The following is a 21860-nucleotide window of genomic DNA, read 5'->3' on the forward strand; positions in this document are numbered from 1 at the left end:
CCGCGGGCCCGGGTCGGTCGATGCCTCAGTCGCGCCGGGTCTGCAGGTAGTCGAACAGTTCCTGGTTGTTCTGCAGGCCCAGCTTGCGCTTGGCTTCGGCCTTCTGCCGGCTGATGGTCTTCGGGCTGCGCCCACAGCGCTCGGCGACCTGGTTCACGTTGAGACCGGCCGCCAGCAGCTCCAGCACTTCCTGCTCGCGTGCCGACAGCGGCGCCGGCTCGCGCGGAAACAGCAGGTCGCGTGCCTGCAGGTGGTGGCGCAGCTGCTGGGAGACGAATACCTGCCCCGCCATCGCGGCGTTCAGCGCCTGGGGCAGTTCGGCGAAATCGGCGCACTTGTCGACCAGGCCACTGATGCCCTCCCGAAGCAGTCCGTCCAGCAGGCCGGGATGACGGGCGCCGGTCAGCACCACCACCGGCAGGCCAGGGCGGCGCATGCGCAGCGCGTCGATCAGCTCCGGACCGTCCGGGCCGGCACCCGGCATCGAGAGGTCGGTCAGCACCGCATCGCAGTCGTGCTGGTCCACCAGCTCCAGCAGCTGGGCGCCGTCACGCGCACTGCCGACGATGTCCATCAGGTGGGTCTGCAGCACGACACGGATGCCATGCAGGACCACGGGATGGTCGTCGGCGATGATGATGCGTGGATGCACGAGGCTCCTCGAAGGTCGAACAGGCCACGGCGGGCGGCAGCCAATGCCTGATTCTGCAAAAGCACAGAGACGTAGGGGTATAGGAAAGGTCCGAAACTGTTACCGGGTGAATCCCGGGTCAACGCAGGCGGATTCCATCTGCTGATAGCCGCCCGCTATGTGCGCCCTGTACCGGGACATTACCGGCCATCGGGTAAGCTAGCGCCCTCGTTTGCACAGGAATTCCAGGTGGCTGACTCCCCCAACGCTTCCCCCGCGCCGGCGCGCGCGCTGGAAGGTCAGAAACTGCTGTTGTGTGTCGGAGGCGGGATCGCGGCGTACAAGGCGCTGGAACTGGTGCGGCGCCTGCGCGACGCCGGTGCCCAGGTGCAGGTGGCGATGACCGCCGGTGCCCAGCAGTTCGTCACTCCGCTCAGTTTCCAGGCCCTGTCCGGGCAGCCGACCCGCACCACGCTGTGGGACAGCGCCGCCGAACAGGCCATGGGCCACATCGAGCTGGCCCGCTGGGCCGACCGCATCGTGGTCGCCCCGGGGACCGCCGATCTGCTGGCCCGGCTGGCGCAGGGCCATGCCGATGACCTGGTCAGCACGTTGTGCCTGGCCAGCACCGCGCCGTTGACGATCTGCCCGGCGATGAACCACCGCATGTGGCTGCATCCGGCCACCCAGGCCAACATCGCCCTGCTGCGCCAGCGCGGCGCGCAGGTGATCGGCCCGGTCGACGGTCCGCTGGCCGAGGGCGAATCCGGTCCCGGCCGTCTGGCCGAGCCCGGCGACATCGTCGCCGCGCTGGCCGCCAATGGCAGTACCACGGCGGCGGCTGCCGCACCGGAAACCCGCGCGCTGCAGGGCCTGCGCCTGCTGATCAGCGCTGGCCCGACCTATGAAGACATCGATCCGGTGCGCTACGTCGGCAACCGCAGCAGCGGCAAGATGGGCTTTGCCCTGGCCGCGGCCGCCGCGACGATGGGCGCCCAGGTGGTGCTGGTCAGCGGCCCGGTGCAGCTGCCGACGCCGCCCGGCGTGCAGCGCGTGGACGTGCGCTCGGCCGCGCAGATGCGTGATGCCGTGCTGAAGTCGCTGCCGGCCGACATCTATATCGGTGCCGCCGCGGTGTCCGACTACACACCGCGCCAAGTGGCTGCGCAGAAGCTGAAGAAGACCGCCGACAGCCAGTCGCTGGTGATCGAGCTGGTGCGCACGCCGGATATCCTGGCCGAAGTCGCCGCGCAGACGCAGTCGCTGAAGCTGGTGGTCGGCTTTGCCGCCGAAACCCACGACGTGGAGAAGTACGCACGCGGCAAGCTGGTCGACAAGCGCCTGGACCTGGTGATCGCCAATCAGGTCGGCATCAGCGGCGGCGGTTTCGAGAGCGACAACAACGCCGCCACTGCCTTCTGGCAGGACGGTGAACAGGTATTCCCGGCCACCTCCAAGCGCGAGCTGGCCGAACAACTGCTGGCGCTGATCGCGCGGAGACTCCAGGCATGACCCAGGCTTTCACTTCCCAACCGCTGCAGGTCAAGCTGCTCGATCCGCGCTTCGGCGACAGCTGGCCGCTGCCGGCCTACGCCACCGAAGCCAGCGCCGGCATGGACCTGCGCGCGGCGCTGGATACCGCGCTGACCCTGCAGCCGGGCGACACCGCGCTGGTGCCCAGCGGCCTGGCCATCCATATCGCCGATCCGAACCTGTGCGCGGTGATCCTGCCGCGTTCCGGGCTGGGTCACCGCCACGGCATCGTGCTCGGCAACGGCACCGGCCTGATCGACGCCGATTACCAGGGCCCGCTGCTGATCAGCGTCTGGAACCGTGGCCGCGAGGCCTTCACCATCGAGCCGGGCGATCGCATCGCGCAGCTGGTGGTCGTGCCGATTGCCCGCGTCAGCCTGCAGGTGGTGGATACTTTCACCGACAGCGTGCGGGGAACGGGTGGATTCGGCCATACCGGGGTGCGTTGACAGGGGACATCGATGAGCGGCATCGGGGAAGGACAGCGGGGACGGTCGTTGGGACGCAGTGCGCCACTACTGGGGGTGCTGCTGGTCCTGCTGGCTGGCTGGTTCGGATGGAGCGCGGTGCAGCAATGGCGCCAGGAGGCCAACGGCCAGGCGCTGGAAGCTGCGCGTGACCAGGCTGTGCAAGGCCTGCAGGAGGCCGCTGCCGGCCAGCTGAAGCAGCTGCAGCAGCAGCTGAAGAACGAGCGCGTGCAGCAGGCGCTGCAGGCCGGCGATGCCGCTGCGGCGGCCCTCGCGGTCCGCGAGAGCTGGACCGGCGTCGAGCACGCCGAAGTACTGACCGCCGATCTGGCCAACGCCTACGCCGACCCGGCGACCTTCGGCTATGCCCGGTTGGCGCTGCTGGAAGCCGCATTGGCCGAGACCGGTCCCAGCCTGCGCGTGGTCCGCGATGGGGGTGGCAATCGTCTTGGCCTGGCGGCACCGGTGCCGCTGGGCAGCCTGGGCCCGGCAGTGCTCTACGTGCGCCAGCCATTGCTGCGACTGACCTCGCCGCTGGACCAGGTGAGTGCGCCATCGGCCGGTTTCCTTGGCCTGCGCCAAGGCGCGCATGACCTCGTCGCCCAGGGCGATGCCAGCCTGGCCGAAAGTGCCGAAGCATTGGCGCGGCCGATTCCGGGTACACCGTTGCGGCTGGTGGCCGCGGTACCCAATGTCGAACCCGGTCCGCTGGGCCTGGGTTCGCTGGCCAGCGCCATCGTTGCGCTGCTGCTGGCGTTCATCGCCGTGCTGCTGGTGGTGGGTCGCGGCCGCCTGCCGAAGACGCTGCCGCTGCCGCGCCGTGCGGCCGTGGCGGAAGCGGATCATGGCCCGACCCTGAGCGAGAGCCTGCAGATGGCGCCGCCGCCGGTGGTCGAGGCCAGCACAACTGAAAGTGCACCGCCGCCCCCGCCGCCGGTTCCGGCCGAGGAACTGGCGGCCGGTATCTTCCGCGCCTACGACATCCGCGGCGTGGTGGGCAGCCAACTGACGCCGAAGACGGCGGCGCTGATCGGCCAGGCCATCGGTACCGTGGCACTGGAGCAGGGCCTGCGCGAGGTGGTGATCGGCCGCGACGGCCGTCTGTCCGGCCCGGAACTGGCCGCAGGGTTGGCCGAGGGCCTGAGGCGCGCCGGTTGCGCGGTGATCGACATCGGCCTGGCACCGACCCCGGTCGTGTACTACGCCGCCTTCCATCTGCGCACCGGCACCTGCGTGGCGGTCACCGGCAGTCATAACCCGCCCGAGTACAACGGCTTCAAGGTGGTCATCGGCGGCGAGACGCTGTCCGGCGATGCCATCACCGATCTCTACCAGCGCATCATCGAAGGCCGCCTGGTACAGGCCGCCGAGCCGGGCGATTACCAGCAGCGCGATGTCAGTGCCGACTACATCCAGCGCATCGCCGACGACGTGCAGCTGGACCGCCCGTTGAAGGTCGTGGCCGATGCCGGCAACGGCGTCGCCGGTGCGCTCGCACCGCAGCTGCTGGAAGCGATCGGTGCTGAAGTCATTCCGCTGTACTGCGATGTCGACGGTACCTTCCCCAACCATCATCCTGACCCGAGCGAACCGGCCAACCTGGAAGACCTGGTGCAGACGGTCAAGCGCTTCGGCGCCGACCTCGGCGTCGCCTTCGATGGCGATGGCGACCGGCTGGGCGTGGTCACCGGCGAAGGCAGGATCATCTATGCCGACCGCCTGCTGATGCTGTTTGCCGCCGATGTGCTGATGCGCAACCCCGGCGCGATGGTGATCTACGACGTGAAGTGCACCGGCAAGCTGTCCGACCACGTGCTGCGCAATGGTGGCAGCCCGCTGATGTGGAAGACCGGGCATTCGCTGATGAAGGCGAAGATGCGCGAGACCGATGCCGAGCTGGCCGGCGAGATGAGCGGCCACTTCTTCTTCAAGGAGCGCTGGTTCGGTTTCGACGATGGCCTGTATGCGGCGGCGCGCCTGCTGGAGATCCTGGCCCAGCGCGAGGAGACCCCGGATGAGGTACTGGCAGAGCTGCCGGAGATGGTGGCCACGCCGGAGCTGAAGGTGCCCGTGGCCGACGGTACGCCACATGCGCTGGTGGCGATGCTGGTGGCGGCGGCGCAGTCGCCGGACAACCCGTATGTGGGCGGCCGCCTGTCGATCATCGACGGCCTGCGTGTGGACTTCCCCGATGGCTGGGGCCTGGTGCGTGCCTCCAATACGACGCCGGTGCTGGTGCTGCGCTTCGAGGGCAACGACGAGGCGGCACTGGAACGCATCCAGGCGCTGTTCCGCAGCCAGCTGCAACCGGTGCTGGGCGAGACCCCACTGGGGTTCTGAGGTGGGGCCGGGCTGCGCCCGGCACCCGCCGAATCAACGTCAACGTCAAAGGCCGGCTATCCGTGGGATGGCGGGGCGGTGTCGGAGTGCGGGGACGCAGCAAGTACGTCCCTGTAAGCTTGGCAGCCGCATCCATGCGGCTGACACCCCGCACTCCGACACCGCCCCACCCCTGACAATGTCCTGGAGCTGTTGGTAGGTGTCGACCTTGGTCGACACAGTAGATCCACGCCATGCGTGGATGTTCTTCCGAATTCGCTTTGGTGGGTGTCGACCTTGGTCGACACACCCTCACCCCTTGAACCGCAGCCCCACGCCCGGTTCGGTGAACAGGTAGCGCGAATCCAGCGCCGAATCGCCCAGCTTGTGCCGCAGCTTGCCGACCAGGATGCGCAGGTAATGGGTGTCGTGCTGGTGGGTCGGCCCCCAGATCTCCTGCAGGATCTGCGGCTGGGTCACCACTCGCCCGGCATTGCGCAGCAGCAGCGACAGCAGCGCGTATTCCTTGCGGGTCAGCGCCACCGGTTCGCCATCGAGCGCCACTTCACGGCGCACCAGGTCCACATGAAGATGGCCATCGTCGAACACCGGTGGCGTGCCATCGCTGGGCACGCTGCGCGTGCGCAGCAGCGCCCGTACCCGCGCCATCAGCTCCTGGGTACCGAAGGGTTTGGTCACGTAGTCGTTGGCGCCGTTGTCCAGCGCACGCACCTTCTCGGTTTCGCCGGCGCGCACGGTCAGCATGATCACCGGCACCTGGCTCCATTGCCGCAGCTGCTCCAGCACCTCGTGGCCTTCCATGTCCGGCAGGCCGATGTCCAGGATCACCAGGTCCATGTCTTCGCTGGCGGCCATCTCCAGGCCTTCCTGGCCGGTCGCGGCCTGCCGCACCTGGTAGCCCTGCGCGCGCAGGCTGATGTCCAGGAACCGGCGGATCTGGGTTTCATCATCGATCACCAGCACGCGCGCGGCCGGCACGCTGGCATCAATCGGGGTCGGGCTCATCGTGGGAGGCTGGCTTGAGCAGGGGCAGGGTGATGCGGATCAGGGTACCGCGACCGTCGCGTCCGGGCAGCGCCTGCACGCTGCCGCCATGCGCGCCGATCATGCCCTGGCAGATGGTCAGGCCCAGGCCGGTGCCGTGGCGGCCACGGTCGCCGCGCTCGACGCTGTAGAACATGTCGAAGATGCGCGCACGCTCGTCATCGGGAATGCCGGGGCCGGCATCGATCACGTCGATGCGCAGCTGGCCGTCCAGCTCGCGCGCCTGCACCTGCACGGCGGCATCGGGCGGCGAGAACTTGGCCGCGTTTTCCATCACATTGAACACGGCCTGCTCGACCAGCGCCGGGTGCACCCAGATCGGCGCCAGCGTGGAGGGAATATCCAGCTCCAGCCGTACCTTGGGCTGGTAGCGCTGCAGGCGCCGCGCCGCCGAGCCGATCAGTTCGTCCACGCCGATCCAGTCGCGGTTGATCTTCAATCCTTCGTGGCCGAGGCGGGTCATGTCCAGCAGGTTCTGGATGTAGCGGTCCAGCCGTTCGCCCTCGACCAGGATGGTGTCCAGCAGGGCACGGCGATCGGCTGTATCCATCGCCGTACCGTAGCTGGCCAGGCTGTCGGCCGAACCGATCATCGCCGCCAGTGGCGAGCGCAGATCGTGCGATACCGAAGAGAGCAGGGCCGAGCGCAATCGCTCGGTCTCGTTGCTGACGTGGGCCTGTTCCAGTTCGGCCACCAGCCGCGTGCGCAGCGCGGCCTGCGCGATGTCATCCACCATCGCTTCGGCCAGCTGCCGCTGCTCGGGCAGCAGGCGCGCCTGCGCGCCGGGCAGGTACAGGCCGGCCACGCCGATCGCGCGGTCTTCGCCATCCAGCAGCGGCAGGAACCACCATTGCGCGCCGGCCAGAGTGTCGGTGAAGCGGCCGCTGGGCTGGCCGTGGCGCAGCGCCCAGTCGGCGGCGGCCAGATCGGTATCGCCAGGCTGGCTGCGGCCACCGGTTGCGGTATCGGCGCCGATCCGCAGCCACGCCGGCACGTCCATGGCCTGTTCCAGTGCATGCCGACCCGCCTGCGCCACCTCGCCGTTGCCGGCGGCACTGGCCAGCTGGCGGCCCAACTGCTGGCGCGCACGCGCATGGCGGTTGGCGGCACGCAGCGCGATCACCTGCATGCGCAGGCGCGAGGCCAGGCGTCCGGCCACCAGCGCGGCGGCCAGGAACAGGAACACGGTGATCACGCCCTGGCGCGCGCCGATGGCGAAGGTGAAGCGTGGCGCGATGAACAGGAAGTTGTAGGCCAGGAAGCACAGGATCGCCGCCATCACCGCCACGCTGGCGCGGGTGCGCGCCGCCACCAGCACCACCGCGACGATGAACACCATCGACAGGTCGGCCATGCCCACCCAGTGTTCGGCCAGCCACGCCACCGCACAGGCCAGCGCGGTAGCGATCAGGGCTTGTGCCGGTTCATGACTGATACCGCGCATTGGCGGCAGCAGGCTCTCGCGGCGCGAGCGTGCGCGTGCCTGCGGTGTGCTGATGATGGTGATCTCGTAATGCGCGCCACGCTGGATCAGCTGCTGGGTCAGGGTGCGGTTGAACATCCGTGCCAGTGGACGTTCGCGGGTCCGGCCCAGCACCAGGGTCGACACGCCGTTGTGTGCGGCATGGTCGAGCAGGGCATCGGCGATGCTCGATCCATGCAGCAGTTCGGCGTCGCCGCCCAGGCGCCTTGCCAGCGCAAAGGCCGCATCGATCTCGCGCCGGGTCGCCTCGTCCTGGCGCCGGCCCTGCACGGTCACTACCGTCCACGGCGCGTCACGGCGCTCTGCGATGCGCCGCGCCACGCGCACCAGGTATTCGCTCTGGCCGCCGCCATCAATGGCCACCAGAACGCCGCGACGCAGGGGCAGATTGCCTTCGCCACGCGCGGCGCGGGTTTCGCGCAGGCTGCTGTCGACGCGGTCGGCGGCCTCCTGCATCGCCAGTTCGCGCAGCGCGGTCAGGTTGGCCGGTGAGAAGAACGCCTGCAGTGCCTGTGCGGCCTGTTCGGGCACATAGACCTTGCCCTGCTGCAGGCGCGCGATCAGTTCGCGCGGCGGCAGGTCCACCAGCACGATGTCGTGCAGTCGGTCGAGCACACCGTCCGGCACGGTCTCGCTGACGCGTACGCCGGTGATGCGCATCACCACATCGTTGAGGCTTTCCAGATGCTGGATGTTGACCGTGGTCCAGACGTCAATGCCGGCGTCCAGCAGCTCCATCACGTCCTGCCAGCGGCGCTCATGGCGGCTGCCCGGCGCGTTGCGATGGGCCAGTTCATCCACCAGTACCAGCGCTGGGTGCCGCGCGAGCACGGCATCCAGGTCCATCTCCTGCAGGGTGTGGCCGTGGTAGGCCACCGCTTTCAGCGACAGCTGCGGCAGGCCCTCCAGCAGCGCCTGGGTATCGGCGCGGCCGTGGGTTTCCACCAGCCCGACCACCAGGTCAACGCCGCGGCGCAGCTGTTCCTGCGCGCGGGTCAGCATGGTGTAGGTCTTGCCCACGCCCGGCGCCGCGCCGAGGAACACGGTCAGCTTGCCGCCGGCTTCGCGTTGCAGGCCTTCGACCAGGGCATCGGCCTGGCGGGTACGCGCATCAGTCATGGGTGCCGCTGTCATGCCCGCCATTGTGCGCGCAGCCGGTGCAGGCCGGCATCACGGCGCCTTGGCCGCGTGGTCCAGCGCGAAGTTCAGCGTCACCACGTTCACCCGCGGCTGGCCGAACAGGCCCCACTGGCGGCCTTCGGTATGCGCCTGCACCAGCGCTTGTACGCGCGCCACCGGCAGGCCACGGGCACGCGCTACGCGTGCCACCTGCAGCTGAGCCGCCGCCGGCGACAGCTGCGGATCCAGGCCGCCTGCGGACTGGGTGACCAGATCCGCAGGCACCTGCGCCGGCGCGACACCTTCGCGTGCGGCTACCGCAGCCGTGCTGGCAGCCACGCGCTCGGCCAGTGCCGGGTTGCTGCGCGCCATGTTGGAACCGGCCGCGGCCATCGGGTCGTAGTTGGCGGCCGACGGGCGCGCCTGGAAGTAGCCGTCACCGGTGAACGGCTGCGACAGCCATGCCGAGCCGCGTACCTGGCCGTTGCCATCGCGCAGCAGGCTGCCCTCGGCCTGGGTCGGGTAGGCCAGGCCGGCGAAACCGGTGGCGATACCGGCGTAGACCGCGCCGGCCAGCAGCAGCGTGGCCAGGCCCAGGCCGATCGCCGGGCGCCAGCTTGCGCCATCCTGCAGGCTGGCCACGCGGGCCTCGGCTTTCTGTTCGCGGGGAAGGGAAGACGAAGTGGAAACAGTACGGTTCATGCGCCGAATACCAGGACAAGAAGGAGGTCGATCGCCTTGATTGCCGCGAACGGCAGCAGCACGCCGCCGAGGCCGTACACCAGCATGTTCCGGCGCAGCAGCGCCGTTGCGGTGGCCGGGCGGAAGCGCACGCCACGCAGGGCGAGCGGAATCAGGGCGGGAATCACCAGGGCGTTGAAGATCAGCGCCGCCAGCACGGCGTTGCGCGGGCTCGACAGCTGCATCACGTTCAGTGCGGCCATGGTCGGAACGGCAGCGGCGAACAGCGCCGGCAGGATCGCGAAGTACTTGGAGACGTCGTTGGCCAGCGAGAAGGTGGTCAGCGCGCCGCGGGTGATCAGCTGCTGCTTGCCCACTTCCACCACCGCCAGCAGCTTGGCCGGGTCCGAATCCAGGTCGACCATGTTGCCGGCCTCCTTCGCCGCCTGCGTGCCGGAGTTCATCGCCAGGCCGATGTCGGCCTGGGCCAGCGCCGGGGCGTCGTTGGTACCGTCGCCGACCATCGCCACCAGGCGGCCACCGGCCTGCTCCTGGCGGATGCGCGCCAGCTTGTCTTCCGGCCGCGCTTCGGCGATGTAGTCGTCCACACCGGCCTCGGCAGCGATGGCGGCGGCGGTCAGCGGGTTGTCACCGGTGATCATCACCGTGCGGATGCCCATCGCCCGCAGCTGCGCGAACTTCTCGCGCATGCCATGCTTGACCACGTCCGACAGCTCGATCACGCCCAGCACGTGGCGGCCCTCGGCCACCACCAGCGGGGTGGCGCCGTTGCGCGCGACCTGCTCGACACGACCGGCCAGCTCGGCCGGCACGTTGCCGCCCAGCACCTGCACGTGGGCACGGATCGCATCGGCGGCACCCTTGCGGATCTGCCGCCCATGTTCCAGGTCCACGCCGGACATGCGGGTCTGGGCAGTGAAGGCCAGGTAGTCGGCATGGTCCGGTTCGGCGGTGGCGCAGCCCTGTTCGCGCGCAAGGCGCACGATCGACTTGCCTTCCGGGGTCGGGTCGGCCAGCGAAGACAGCAGCGCCGCTTCACGCAGCTGGCTGGCATCGATACCGGCCAACGGATGGAAGTGGCTGGCCTGGCGGTCGCCGTAGGTGATGGTGCCGGTCTTGTCCAGCAGCAGCACGTCGACGTCGCCGGCCACCTCCACCGCCTTGCCCGACTTGGCCAGCACATTGGCGGCCAGCGCACGGTTCATGCCGGCGATGCCGATGGCCGGCAGCAGCCCGCCGATGGTGGTCGGGATCAGGCACACCAGCAGCGCGATCAGCAACAGCGGGTCGACTTTGACGCCCACGGAGGCGCCGATCGCAGGCAGCGTCGCCACCACCACCAGGAAGGTCAGCGTCATCGCCGCCAGCAGCAGGGTCAGCGCGATCTCGTTCGGGGTCTTCTGGCGGTTGGCACCCTCCACCAGGGCAATCATCCGGTCCAGGAAGCTGTGGCCCGGCTCGGCGGTCACCCGCACGATGATCTGGTCGGACAGCACCTTGGTGCCGCCGATCACACCGGAACGGTCGGTGCCAGCCTCGCGCAGCACCGGTGCCGATTCGCCGGTCACCGCCGCTTCGTTGATGGTGGCCAGGCCCTGCACGATCTCGCCGTCGGCCGGCACCAGCTCACCGGCACTGACGATCACATGGTCGCCCGGGCGCAGTTCGGCGGCGGGTACCTGGGTTTCGGCCGCGCCCGGCTGCGGCGCAGCCAGCCGGCGCGCCACCAGATCCTGGCGGGCACGGCGCAGCGAGGCGGCCTGGCCACGGCCGCGGGCTTCGGCCACGGCCTCGGCGAAGTTGCCGAACAGCACGGTCACCAGCAGGATCGCGGTCACCGCCAGGCCGAAGCCCAGCGGCGCATTGCCGGTCAGGGTGACGATCGCTGCCACGATCGTGCCGGCCATCACCACCGCCATCACCGGGCTGCGCACCAGATGCATCGGCGACAGCTTGCGCACCGCCTCGATCAGCGCACGGCGCAGGCCGGCGGCATCGAGCAGGGCAGGGCGCGGCGCATGGGAACTACGGGTTGAACTTGCATGACTACTCATGGGGGTGTCCTCAGTGCAGTCCCAGGCTCAGGTGGTCGGCAATCGGGCCGAGTACCAGCGCCGGCATGAACTGCAGCACGGTCAGGATGACGATCACCGAGACCAGGGTCAGGGCGAAGGTCGGGGTTTCGATCTGCAGGCTGCCGGCAGACTCCGGCGCCTGGCGCTTGGCGGCCAGCTGTGCGGCCACCACCAGCGGGATGATCAGCAGTGGGAAGCGGCCCAGCAGCAGCACCAGCGAGCAGCTCAGGTTCCACCACAGCGTGGCGTCACCCAGCCCTTCGAAGCCCGAACCGTTGTTGGCATAGGCCGAGACGTATTCGTAGAAGACCTGGCTGATGCCATGGAAACCGGGGTTGGACGTGCCCGCCAGGCCGGGTACGGCCAGGGTGATCGCGGTGAACACCAGCAGGGTGATCGGCTGCAGCAGCACCAGCAGGGCCAACAGGCGGACCTGTGGCGTCTCCAGCTTGCGGCCGAACAGTTCCGGCGTGCGCCCGGTCATCAACCCGGCCAGGAACACGCCCAGCAGCAGGTACACGATGAACTGCTGCAGGCCACAGCCAATGCCGCCCCAGATCGCGCTGACCAGCATGTTGACCATCGCGATGCCGCCACTGAGCGGCGCCAGCGAATCGTGCATGCCGTTGACCGAGCCGTTCGAGACCTGGGTGGTCACCGCCGCCCACAGCGCAGTGCCGTCGGCACCGAAGCGCACCTCTTTGCCTTCCATCAGCAACGGCGTGGCGGCGCTGGCGCTATGCCCTTCGCTCCACATCATCGCGCCGGTGGACAGCAGCGACATGCCCAGCATGCAACTGAACACCAGGGCGCCGAAGCGGCGCCGGCCGGTGAACGCGCCGATCATGAAGATCACCGCCATCGGCACCAGCAGGATGCCGACGATCTCCAGCGTGTTCGACAGCGGGGTCGGGTTCTCCAGCGGGAAGCTGCTGTTCGGGCCGTACCAGCCGCCACCGTTGGCGCCCAGCTGCTTGGCCGCGACCATCGCCGCTACCGGGCCCAACGGCAGCTTCTGTACGGCCATGCCGGCACTGGCATCGATCGGTGTGGCCTGTGGGCCACCGGCCATCGTCGATGGCACGCCCTGGCTGGTCAGCACCAGCGTCCACACCAGGCACAGCGGCAGCAGGAAGCGCACGCACAGGCGCACCACGTCCACGTAGTAGTTGCCTACCGCCACCTGGCGGTCATCGCCGCTGCCGGTGGCCGCCGCAGTCTGCGGCGCACGCGAGAACAACGCGCGCAGCGTGGCCACCGCCAGCGCCAGGCCCATCATCGGCGTCACCACCTGCAGGCCGGTGATGCCGGTCATCTGCGAGAGGTAGGACAGCTGCGCCTGGCCCGAATAGTGCTGCTGGTTGGTGTTGGTCAGGAACGAGATCATCGTGTGCAGCGCGGTGTCCCAGCGCATGTTCGGGATCTGATCCGGATTCAGCGGCAGCCAGGCCTGGGTCATGAACACCGCCTGGGTCAGTACCGCGACCACCACGTTGCTCAGGACGAAGGCCAGCACGTAGCCGCGCCAGGACATCGAGCGCGATGGATCGACGCCGAACACCCTGTACAGCGGCTTCTCGATCCAGTGGAACAGCACGTCGACCTTCATCGGCGTGCCCCGCATCACGCGGGCCAGGTACAGGCCCAGCGGCCACGCCAGCAGCAGGCTGGCGGCAATAATCACAAGCATTTCAGTCATGGCCGGCTCCGCTCAGAACGACTCGGGCCGCAGCACGACATAAAGAAGATAGGCGGCGGCGACCAGCACCAGCACGCCACACAACAACGACAGCCAGGGGGACATTGCAATAGCGTCCTGGTGGAACCCCTCCACCTCAGGTCGTCATCGTCGTCCTGCCCCCCATAAACGCACTACGCGCCGGACTGGGCCGACGCGTAAAAAGTGCATAAATTCCGTGGGCCAGGCCGTAACCAGGCCAGGGGTAGCGCCGGGCCATGCCCGGCGGCAGGAGCGTCGTCAGCCTGCCGGGGCAGCCGGTGCCACGCCCTTCAGCTCGCGATAGCGCTGCAGGGTGCTTTCAATTTCGGCCTTCAACGCCTGCTGCTGCTGCAGGAACCCGGCCTGCAGGCGCTGCTGCGCCTGCAGCTGCACGTGCCGCTGGCGGATCGCCTCGGCCTGCTTGTCGGCCACCTTGGCACCGGCCAGTTCGCGGTCACCGGCCGCCGACAATAGAGCCACCAGCGACTCACGCAGGCTGGTGACGTTGTACTCGGCCGTCTTCAGGTTGTTGTCCAGCACTTCCTGGCGCTCGGCGAACACCCGGCGCAGGTCGTCCTCGCTGCCATAGGTGGTCAGCATCGCCTGCTCGGTGCGCTGGCGGGTCTGCTCGGCCATCAGATCCAGCTGCTGCTGCGCGGCCACCGTGCTGGCGGCGGCGCGCTCTTCGTCGGTCAACGCGCGCTGGACCTGCGCATTGCGCAGGCCACTCTTCGCGTTGAATTCCTCGCGGGCATGGTTGACCGCATCGGCCGGCAGCGAATCACTGCAGATCCGCTCCTTGCCCTCGTTCCAGCAGTACAGCTTCTTCTCCACCTTGTCGCCACCCCGCGACTGCGCCGGCAGCGTGAACGGCACGGCCAGCAGCAGGCCGGCAAAGAGAACAGCAGGAACTCGGGACATGACCTTTCCCCTGGTCGGTCAGCGGATCGAACGGACGCCGTACTGGGCCCGGTAGGCTTCCAGCGGCTGCCGGTAGCCCACAAGTTCCGGGTTGCCGGAGGCGAAATCAAGCAGATCGGCCAGCGATGCCACGGCGATCACCGGAATGCCGGCCTCCTCGGCCACCGACTGCGCCGCCGAACGGCGATCGGTTTCCGAAGCGATCTCCTGGCGGTCAAGCGCCACCACGATGCCGGCCGGGGTGCCACCGGCAGCGCGAATGATGCCCAGCGCTTCGCGGATCGCGGTACCGGCGGTGATCACGTCGTCGACGATCAGCACGCGCTTGCCATTCATGTCGGCGCCGATCAGCTGGCCGCCTTCGCCATGGTCCTTGGCTTCCTTGCGGTTGAACGACAGCGGCAGGTCGCGGCCACGCTGGGCCAGCTCACAGGCCATCGCGGTGGCCAGCGGGATGCCCTTGTAGGCCGGGCCGAACACCACGTCGTACTTGATTCCGGTGGCATCGATGGCATCGGCGTAGCAGGCGCCAAGCTGCGACAGCAGCGAACCGGAGTCGAAACGACCGGCGTTGAAGAAATAGGGGCTCAGCCGGCCGGACTTGAGGGTGAACTGGCCGAAGCGCAGCGCGTCGGCGGTCAGGGCCAGCTGCAGGAAACGGTGGCGGTGGTCGCTCATCAAAACTCGATTCATCTTCATTTGGAGCATAAATCCTAATCCAGCTGGGCGTTTCGCGCTCGTCCGGACCCGTGTGAAGGGCGTCGCGGCCTGGCCGGGCAGACTGCGCAGCCCCGCGGGCAACCGGTATGCTTGCCCGGTTTCCTGTCGTAGGTCCCTTGCATGCGCATCATCAGTTTCAACGCCAATGGCATCCGTTCCGCCGCGACCAAGGGCTTCCTCGACTGGTTCCGTGCCCAGGACGCCGATGTCCTGTGCATCCAGGAGACCAAGGCCCAGGAAGACCAGCTGACCGACCCGATGTTCCGTCCAGACGGGCACCACTGCTTCTATCGCGACGCCATCACCAAGAAGGGCTACAGCGGCGTGGCGATCTACAGCAAGCGCGAGCCGGACCAGGTCATCACCTCGCTGGGCTGGGCGCCGTTCGACGACGAAGGCCGCTACATCGAGGCGCGCTACGGCAACCTCAGCGTGGTCTCCTTCTACATCCCGTCCGGCAGCTCGGGCGACCTGCGCCAGGGCTTCAAGTTCGAAGTGATGGAATGGCTGCGGCCGATCCTGGAGGAGTGGGCGCGCAGCGGCCGCGACTACGTGCTGTGCGGCGACTGGAACATCGTGCGTTCGGCGCTGGACATCAAGAACTGGAAGTCCAACCAGAAGAATTCGGGCTGCCTGCCGGAGGAGCGCGACTGGCTCAACGCCCTCTGCGCCGACCACGGCCAGGCCACCGATGTCGCCGCAGGCCGCGGCTGGGCCGATGCCTACCGCCTGCTCAACCCCACCGGCGAGGACTACACCTGGTGGAGCAACCGTGGCGCCGCCCGTGCCAACAACGTCGGTTGGCGCATCGACTACCAGTTCATCACCCCGGGCCTGCGTGACCGCCTGCGCAGCTGCTCGATCTACCGCGACGAGCGCTTCTCCGACCACGCGCCGTTCACCGTGGACTACGACCTGTGACCGAGGCCGCCAAGCCGCGCCGGCCGTGGCAGCAGGTGGTTTCCAACCTGAGCCAGCGCAAGGTGCTGGCGATGCTGCTGCTCGGCTTCAGTTCCGGCCTGCCGATCTATCTGGTGGGCAACACGCTCGGCTTCTGGATGCGCAAGGAAGGCATCGAGCTGAGCACGATCGGCTTCCTGTCATGGGTCGGGCTGGCCTACACCATGAAGTTCCTGTGGGCGCCGATCGTCGACAAGACCGACGTGCCTCTGTTCGGTCGTTTTGGCCGCCGCCGCGGCTGGATGCTGCTGTCGCAGCTGGTCGTAGTGGTGGGCCTTGTCGGCATGGCGCTGGTCCAGCCCAAGGGCGGCCAGATCCAGTTCCTGGGCATCGCCTGGCAGCACATCGTCGTGTTCGGCGTAATGGCCGTGATCGTGGCGTTTGCTTCGGCCACCCAAGACATCGTCATCGATGCCTGGCGCATTGAAAGTGCTGACAACAGCGAGCAGCTTGGCCTGCTGACCTCATCCTCGGCATTGGGCTACCGCACTGCCTTGCTGGTCACCGATGCGCTGATCCTGATCATCGCGGCCCGTGTTGGCTGGCAGGTCTCCTACGAGATCATGGCCGTGCTGATGGCGCTTGGCGTGGTAGCCGTGGTCATGGCCCGTGAACCCGCGCGGGAAGTGGCTGCTGTGCAGGCGCAGGCGACCTCGCTGTGGACACCGCGCGGATTGTTCGACGCCGTAGCGGGACCGTTCATCGCCTTCGTCCGCGAGCATCGCAGCGGCGCGATCCTGATCCTGGTGGCCATCAGCGTCTATCGCATGGCCGACTTCGTCATGGGGCCGATGGCCAACCCGTTCTACGTCGATCTCGGCCTGGACGAGGACACCGTGGGCGCGGTGCGTGGCTCGGTGGGCCTGGTCGCGACCTTCGTCGGCATTGCTGCGGCGGGCCTGGTCTCGGTTCGCTGGGGGGTGCTGGCGGCGCTGATGGTGGGTGCCGTGCTGGGGCCGGCCTCCAACCTGGCATTTGCCTGGCTGGCCTATTCGGGCCCAGACACGACCCATTTTGCGGTGGCCATGGCCATCGACAACTTCGCCAGCGGTTTCGCCGGTACGGCGCTGATCGCCTATATGTCCAGCCTGACCAGCATCGGATACACGGCAACCCAGTACGCGCTGCTGAGTTCGTTCTACGCGATGCCCGGCAAGGCGCTCAAGGGGCTCTCGGGGTGGTCGGTACAGACGCTCGCACAGGGCCGGACGCTGCTGGAAGGCTACGCGCTGTTCTTCGTCGGTACCGCGCTGGTGGCGATCCCGGTGGTGATCCTCTGCGCCCTGCTGATCCTGCAGCAGCGCCGTCGCCAGGCCGCCAGCGCCACCTGATTGCCTGCCCGCCCGGTCTGCGGGATCATCGCCCCCGACGCGCCGAGGGGGCGGTGCCTTGCGAACGGGGAAGTGAGCATGGCCGACGTTGTGCTGCGGGACCTGGACCCGCTGCTGCTGGAACGCATCCGACGTGTCGCGGTCGCCCGCGGCTGGACCCACGAACAGACCTGCGCCGCCTTGCTGGAGCAGGGCCTGTTCAGCAGTGAACTGGAGGTTCGCTCCGGCTTCGGCGATCCCGAAGTGGACGCGCTCTCCGACGCCATCGCCGCCCTGCAGGCCTTGCCCGCAGGGCAGGGCTTCGATTAGCGGCCGCGCCGCAATGCTGTAGAGCCGAGCCCACGCTCGGCTGCTCTTCGCCGGCCCACGCCAAGCCGAGCATGGCTCGGCTCCACAACGGCGCCTTACATGCGCCGATGACGCCACCTCACGCCAGGTGAATCGCCCCGAGGATCCGCGGCCCCTTGGCCCCGGTCACGCTCGGCAGGTTGCCGGCCAGCCCGTCCATCGTCCGCTGCGCCAGCCACGCAAAGCCCATCGCCTCCACGTACTCTGGGTCCAGCCCGTGCACCGCGCTGGACTCCACCTGTACCCCCGGCAGCCGCGCCGCCAGGCGCTTCATCAGCTGCCGGTTGCGCACACCGCCGCCACAGACCAGCAGGCGCCGGGTCCGCGGCTGCTGCGTCAGCAGCGCATCGGCCACCGTCGCCACGGTCAGCTCCAGCAGGGTGGCCTGCACATCGGCGGCAGCGTATTGGCCTTCGCCCATGTGGGCCTCGGCCCAGGCCAGGTGGAACTGCTCACGGCCGGTGCTCTTCGGTGGTGGCAGCGCGAACCACGGGTCCGAACGCCAGCCGGCCAGCAGGCCCTCGTCCACCGCGCCGCTGGCGGCGTAGGCGCCGTCGGCATCGAAGGTGCGGCCGGTGTGGCGCTGGCACCAGGCATCCATCAGCGCGTTGGCCGGGCCGGTATCGAAGCCACGCACCGCACCTTCGCGCGGGATCAGGGTCAGGTTGGCGATGCCGCCCAGGTTCAGCACCGCACGGTCCTCATCGGCGGCGCCCAGCATGCCCAGGTGGAAGGCCGGCATCAGCGGCGCACCATGGCCCCCGGCGGCCACGTCACGGCGGCGGAAGTCGGATACCGTGGTGATCCCGGTCAGCTCGGCGATGCGGTTGCCATCGCCCAGCTGCACGGTGAAGGCGGGGGTGGCCAGCGGACGATGGCGCACGGTCTGGCCGTGCGAGCCGATCGCGCGGACCTGGCTGCGGTCCACGCCGGCCTCGGCCAGCAGTTGATTGGCGGCTTCGGCGAAGTTGATCGCGATCCGGGCGTCCAGCTCGCCCAGCTCCTCCAGCGAGTCCAGCGGTCCGCCTTCGCCCAGCGCCACCAGCCGCGCACGCAGCACAGGCTCCCAGCGGGCGGTCAGCCCGTGCACGAAGCGGCAGCCTCCGCCAGCGGGGAACTGCACCAGCGCGGCATCGATGCCGTCGGCGCTGGTGCCCGACATCAGGCCAAGGTACAGGGGGGCGTCAGCGTCGGCAGTCGTGTTCATGGCGGGCATAAAAAAAGGACGCGGCAAGCTTGGGCTGCCGCGTCCTTCCTCGTCAACGCAGGGGTTCAGCCGCGCTTGCGGCCGGTCGCCTGCTTGTCCTTGGCGCTGGCCACCTCGGGGACGGCCTCGTCGCGGCTGGTCGGTGCCGGGCTGGCGTCGGCGTAGATCAGCTTCTCCATGCCCTGGATGCGGGCCATCGCCGGTGCGGTCTGCGCGCGGAAGGCGACCAGCTCGGCGCCCTTCAGCGGCTCCGGCGGCGGCATGGTCACGGTCAGCGGATTGCGGTGCTCGCCGTTGACGCGGAATTCGTAGTGCAGATGCGGGCCGGTGGCCAGGCCGGTCGAGCCGACATAGCCGATCACCGTGCCCTGGGCCACGCGCTGGCCGGTCTTGATGTTCGCAAAGCGCGACATGTGCCCGTACAGGGTGGTGTGGCCGCGGCCGTGGTCGAGGATCACCACGTTGCCGTAGCCGCGCTGCACGCCGGCGAACTGCACGCGGGCATCGCCGGCGGCCATGATCGGGGTGCCGGTGCGCGCAGCGTAGTCCACGCCCTTGTGCATGCGCATCTTGCCCAGCACCGGGTGCTTGCGCGCGCCGAAAGTCGAGCTCAGCCGCGCGAACGGGATCGGCATGCGGATGAAGCTTTTCTTCAGCGAACGGCCGTTGATGTCGTAGTACTCGGACTTGCCGTTGCGGTCGAAGCGGAAGCCGGAATAGGTCTTGCCACCGGTGGTGAAGGTCGCCGCCAGGATCTTGCTGGTGTCCACCTTCTCGCCTTCGCGCCAGGTTTCATCCATCACCACGCTGAAGCGGTCGCCCGGCTGCAGGTCCTTCGAGAAGTCGATGTCGTACTTGAAGATGTCGTCGGTCATCGTCGCGATCGCCGACGGCGACAGCCCGGCGCGTCGGGCCGCGGCATACAGTGAACTGGTGATCTCGCCGCTGGTGACCACGGTGCGCGTGGAGGTCTCGCGCTGGGTCACCTTCTCCTTGATGTCGTCGCCGGTCAGGCTCAGTTCCACCCGGTTGTCGGCATCGCGGTCGAAACGGATGCTGCGCAGGTCACCGGACAGCGGCATGTCGAAGGCGATCTCGGCGCCCGGGCGGAGCTTGGTCAGCGCCTCGCGTGCACCGGGGTGGTCCAGCACCCGGTGCAGGGTGGTGGCCGGGATGCCCGCCTTGTCGAACAGATCGCTCAGGGTCTGGCCGCGCTCCACGCGCAGCACCTGCCAGCTGTCACCGGGCACCTGCTGCTGGCGGGCCATGGTCAGCGGCGGCAACGGCAGTGCCAGGCTGGTATGGCTGTCGGCAAAGGGGGCGTCGATGGTGTGCGAGAAGCCCGGGACGATCGTTGCCACCAGGGCGCCGATGGTCGCGAACAGGCTGGCGTGCATCCAATGGCGGCGGGTCCAGCGCTCATTGAAGGCGGCGGGAAGATGTTGCCTGAGCTTCCGATGCAGGGCGTTGTCGTGCAGGACGTGGAGGCGTTCCTGGAAGCGCTGCTTGCGTGCGCGGCCTTGTTCGGAATTGTGCATCGGCGGTTTTTTCCTGGCAGCCCGGGAGCGCGGGCCTGATCGCCGGTTACCATAGACACCTGAGAAAACCGCGTCAAACCCTTGTGCCCATTGGCTTTTGTGAAGCCAATCGGGTTAACTTTGCTTTAACACCCCACACAAGAATCGGCGTTGCCGGGAGTAGTCACGTGTCCTCGATTGAAGAAGCCCTTGCCCTGATCGGCCGCGGTGCCGACGAGATCCTCAAGCTCGAGGATCTGCGTGCGCGCCTGCAGGAAGGCCGTCCGCTGCGGATCAAGGCCGGCTTCGACCCAACCGCGCCCGACCTGCACCTGGGCCATACGGTGCTGCTGAACAAGATGCGCCAGTTCCAGGACCTCGGCCACCAGGTCGTTTTCCTGATCGGCGACTTCACCGGCATGATCGGCGACCCGTCCGGCAAGAGCCTGACCCGCAAGCCGCTCAGCCGCGAGGACGTGCTGGCCAACGCCCGTACCTATGAGGAGCAGGTGTTCAAGGTGCTGGACCGCAGCCGTACCGAAGTCCGCTTCAACTCGGAGTGGTTCGGCAAGATGGGCGCGGCCGACATGATCCGCCTGGCCGGCCAGCACACCGTGGCGCGCATGCTCGAGCGCGATGACTTCTCCAAGCGCTACGCCGCCCAGCAGTCCATCGCCATCCACGAGTTCCTGTACCCGCTGGTGCAGGGCTACGACTCGGTGGCCCTGGAGGCCGACGTCGAGCTGGGCGGTACCGACCAGAAGTTCAACCTGCTGATGGGCCGTGGCCTGCAGGAACATCACGGCCAGAAGCCGCAGGTGGTGCTGACCATGCCGCTGCTGGAAGGCCTGGACGGCGTCAACAAGATGTCCAAGTCGCTGGGCAACTACATTGGCATCAGCGAACCGGCCATCGACATCGTCACCAAGACCATGAAGGTGGACGACACCCTGATGTGGCGCTGGATCGAGCTGTTGTCCTTCGACATCAGCCAGGCTGAAGCCGTGCAGCTGCGCGAGCAGGTGGCCAATGGCGGCCTGAACCCGCGCGTGGTCAAGCTGCGCCTGGCGCGTGAGCTGGCGACCCGCTTCCACGACGCTGCGGCGGCCGAGCAGGCCATTGCCGGCTGGGAAGCGGCGGTGACCGGGCAGGGCGACATCACCCAGCTGCCGCTGCAGGACGTAGCGATCCCGGCCGAAGGCCTGCGTATCGCCGCACTGCTGACCGCGGCCGGACTGACCCCGAGCAACTCCGAAGCCAACCGCAAGCTCAAGGAACGCGCGGTCAAGGTGGACGGCGAAGTAGTGGAAGACGGCCAGCAGGTGCTGCAGCCGGGCTTCGAAGGCCTGCTGCAGGTCGGCAAGCGCACCTTCGCCCGCGTGCGCCTGGTCGCCGCCTGAGACAAAGGAAGGGCCGGCGCCAGCCGGCCCTTCCTTGATGCTCTTGTAGAGCCAAGCCCGCGCTTGGCTTGCTCTTCGAGCGGTCCTCCCCCAGCGCGACGGATGAACAGATGCAACATCCGTTGAAAAAAATCGCCACACCCCCTTCACAAATGATGGGAATAGGGACATACTTCTCCTCCCCCGTCGCAGGGGTCGCCACCAAGGGGCTTCAGCGACATCAGGGCGCCCACCACCGCCGAACGAGATGATCGAACGAGGGTGTTGACGGACTGAAAAAGTCTGGCATAATGGGCGGCTCGCTACGAAGGAAACTTCGCAGCACACGGGAACGGCGCTGAG

General features: G+C 68.2%; 18 protein-coding genes. 7 read left to right on the plus strand and 11 right to left on the minus strand.

What is annotated here, in order from left to right; translation table 11 throughout:
- Positions 1-25: 25 nt before the first annotated feature.
- Complete coding sequence (locus ACTJJM_RS16550) at positions 26-652, minus strand: response regulator transcription factor (RefSeq protein WP_019338987.1); 627 nt, start codon at positions 650-652, stop codon at positions 26-28.
- Positions 653-880: 228 nt separating this feature from the next.
- On the opposite strand from ACTJJM_RS16550, the gene coaBC reads away from it, so the two are divergent.
- Genes coaBC through ACTJJM_RS16565 form a run of 3 tightly spaced genes read left to right on the plus strand, consistent with a single transcriptional unit; the run spans position 881 to position 4971 of the window.
- Positions 881-2143, plus strand: coding sequence for a bifunctional phosphopantothenoylcysteine decarboxylase/phosphopantothenate--cysteine ligase CoaBC (gene coaBC, locus ACTJJM_RS16555; RefSeq protein WP_010486895.1), 1263 nt, complete (start codon positions 881-883; stop codon positions 2141-2143).
- On the plus strand, positions 2140-2613 hold the full coding sequence (dut, locus tag ACTJJM_RS16560; RefSeq protein WP_021204751.1) for a dUTP diphosphatase: 474 nt from the start codon (positions 2140-2142) through the stop codon (positions 2611-2613). The genes coaBC and dut overlap by 4 nt, the downstream gene beginning before the upstream one ends.
- Positions 2614-2625: 12 nt before the next feature.
- On the plus strand, positions 2626-4971 hold the full coding sequence (locus ACTJJM_RS16565) for a phosphomannomutase/phosphoglucomutase (protein ID WP_171954716.1): 2346 nt from the start codon (positions 2626-2628) through the stop codon (positions 4969-4971).
- Between the two features lie 291 nt (positions 4972-5262).
- Here ACTJJM_RS16565 and ACTJJM_RS16570 read toward each other — a convergent pair whose 3' ends face one another.
- From ACTJJM_RS16570 to pyrE, 8 genes are all read right to left on the minus strand, one after another.
- Entirely contained in the window at positions 5263-5976 is a 714-nt protein-coding gene (locus ACTJJM_RS16570; protein WP_019338804.1) for a response regulator transcription factor, read from the minus strand.
- Positions 5957-8617, minus strand: a complete 2661-nt coding sequence (locus tag ACTJJM_RS16575; protein WP_010486887.1) for a sensor histidine kinase — start codon at positions 8615-8617, stop codon at positions 5957-5959. Before ACTJJM_RS16575 ends, ACTJJM_RS16570 begins: the two co-directional genes overlap by 20 nt.
- Positions 8618-8668: 51 nt before the next feature.
- Positions 8669-9319: a potassium-transporting ATPase subunit KdpC gene (gene kdpC / locus ACTJJM_RS16580; protein WP_049412120.1), complete on the minus strand. Its 651-nt coding sequence runs from the start codon at positions 9317-9319 to the stop codon at positions 8669-8671.
- Positions 9316-11373, minus strand: a complete 2058-nt coding sequence (kdpB, locus tag ACTJJM_RS16585) for a potassium-transporting ATPase subunit KdpB (protein ID WP_049412117.1) — start codon at positions 11371-11373, stop codon at positions 9316-9318. The genes kdpC and kdpB overlap by 4 nt, the downstream gene beginning before the upstream one ends.
- A 10-nt stretch (positions 11374-11383) precedes the next feature.
- A complete protein-coding gene (kdpA, locus tag ACTJJM_RS16590; RefSeq protein ID WP_440865823.1) occupies positions 11384-13093 on the minus strand; it encodes a potassium-transporting ATPase subunit KdpA in 1710 nt (569 codons plus the stop codon).
- Between the two features lie 12 nt (positions 13094-13105).
- The gene (locus ACTJJM_RS16595) at positions 13106-13198 is read right to left on the minus strand and encodes a potassium-transporting ATPase subunit F (RefSeq protein WP_005407770.1); all 93 of its coding nucleotides are present in this window, start codon (positions 13196-13198) and stop codon (positions 13106-13108) included.
- Between the two features lie 174 nt (positions 13199-13372).
- Positions 13373-14035: a hypothetical protein gene (locus ACTJJM_RS16600; RefSeq protein WP_049480354.1), complete on the minus strand. Its 663-nt coding sequence runs from the start codon at positions 14033-14035 to the stop codon at positions 13373-13375.
- A gap of 18 nt (positions 14036-14053) precedes the next feature.
- Entirely contained in the window at positions 14054-14713 is a 660-nt protein-coding gene (gene pyrE / locus ACTJJM_RS16605; RefSeq protein ID WP_010486876.1) for an orotate phosphoribosyltransferase, read from the minus strand.
- 162 nt (positions 14714-14875) lie between these two features.
- On the opposite strand from pyrE, the gene ACTJJM_RS16610 reads away from it, so the two are divergent.
- From ACTJJM_RS16610 to ACTJJM_RS16620, 3 genes are all read left to right on the plus strand, one after another.
- The gene (locus ACTJJM_RS16610) at positions 14876-15676 is read left to right on the plus strand and encodes an exodeoxyribonuclease III (RefSeq protein ID WP_005412008.1); all 801 of its coding nucleotides are present in this window, start codon (positions 14876-14878) and stop codon (positions 15674-15676) included.
- On the plus strand, positions 15673-17046 hold the full coding sequence (locus ACTJJM_RS16615) for an AmpG family muropeptide MFS transporter (protein ID WP_032128445.1): 1374 nt from the start codon (positions 15673-15675) through the stop codon (positions 17044-17046). The genes ACTJJM_RS16610 and ACTJJM_RS16615 overlap by 4 nt, the downstream gene beginning before the upstream one ends.
- 78 nt (positions 17047-17124) lie before the next feature.
- Complete coding sequence (locus tag ACTJJM_RS16620) at positions 17125-17355, plus strand: hypothetical protein (RefSeq protein WP_005420465.1); 231 nt, start codon at positions 17125-17127, stop codon at positions 17353-17355.
- Positions 17356-17473: 118 nt separating this feature from the next.
- Here ACTJJM_RS16620 and ACTJJM_RS16625 read toward each other — a convergent pair whose 3' ends face one another.
- Complete coding sequence (locus ACTJJM_RS16625; RefSeq protein WP_100050039.1) at positions 17474-18601, minus strand: anhydro-N-acetylmuramic acid kinase; 1128 nt, start codon at positions 18599-18601, stop codon at positions 17474-17476.
- Positions 18602-18666: 65 nt separating this feature from the next.
- Positions 18667-20139, minus strand: coding sequence for a peptidoglycan DD-metalloendopeptidase family protein (locus ACTJJM_RS16630; protein WP_440865824.1), 1473 nt, complete (start codon positions 20137-20139; stop codon positions 18667-18669).
- Positions 20140-20306: 167 nt separating this feature from the next.
- Here ACTJJM_RS16630 and tyrS point away from each other — a divergent pair, with 167 nt between their 5' ends.
- Complete coding sequence (gene tyrS / locus ACTJJM_RS16635; RefSeq protein WP_440865825.1) at positions 20307-21518, plus strand: tyrosine--tRNA ligase; 1212 nt, start codon at positions 20307-20309, stop codon at positions 21516-21518.
- Positions 21519-21860 lie beyond the last annotated feature (342 nt).

This window comes from Stenotrophomonas sp. 22692 (genome assembly GCF_052045015.1).
GTDB lineage: Bacteria > Pseudomonadota > Gammaproteobacteria > Xanthomonadales > Xanthomonadaceae > Stenotrophomonas > Stenotrophomonas geniculata.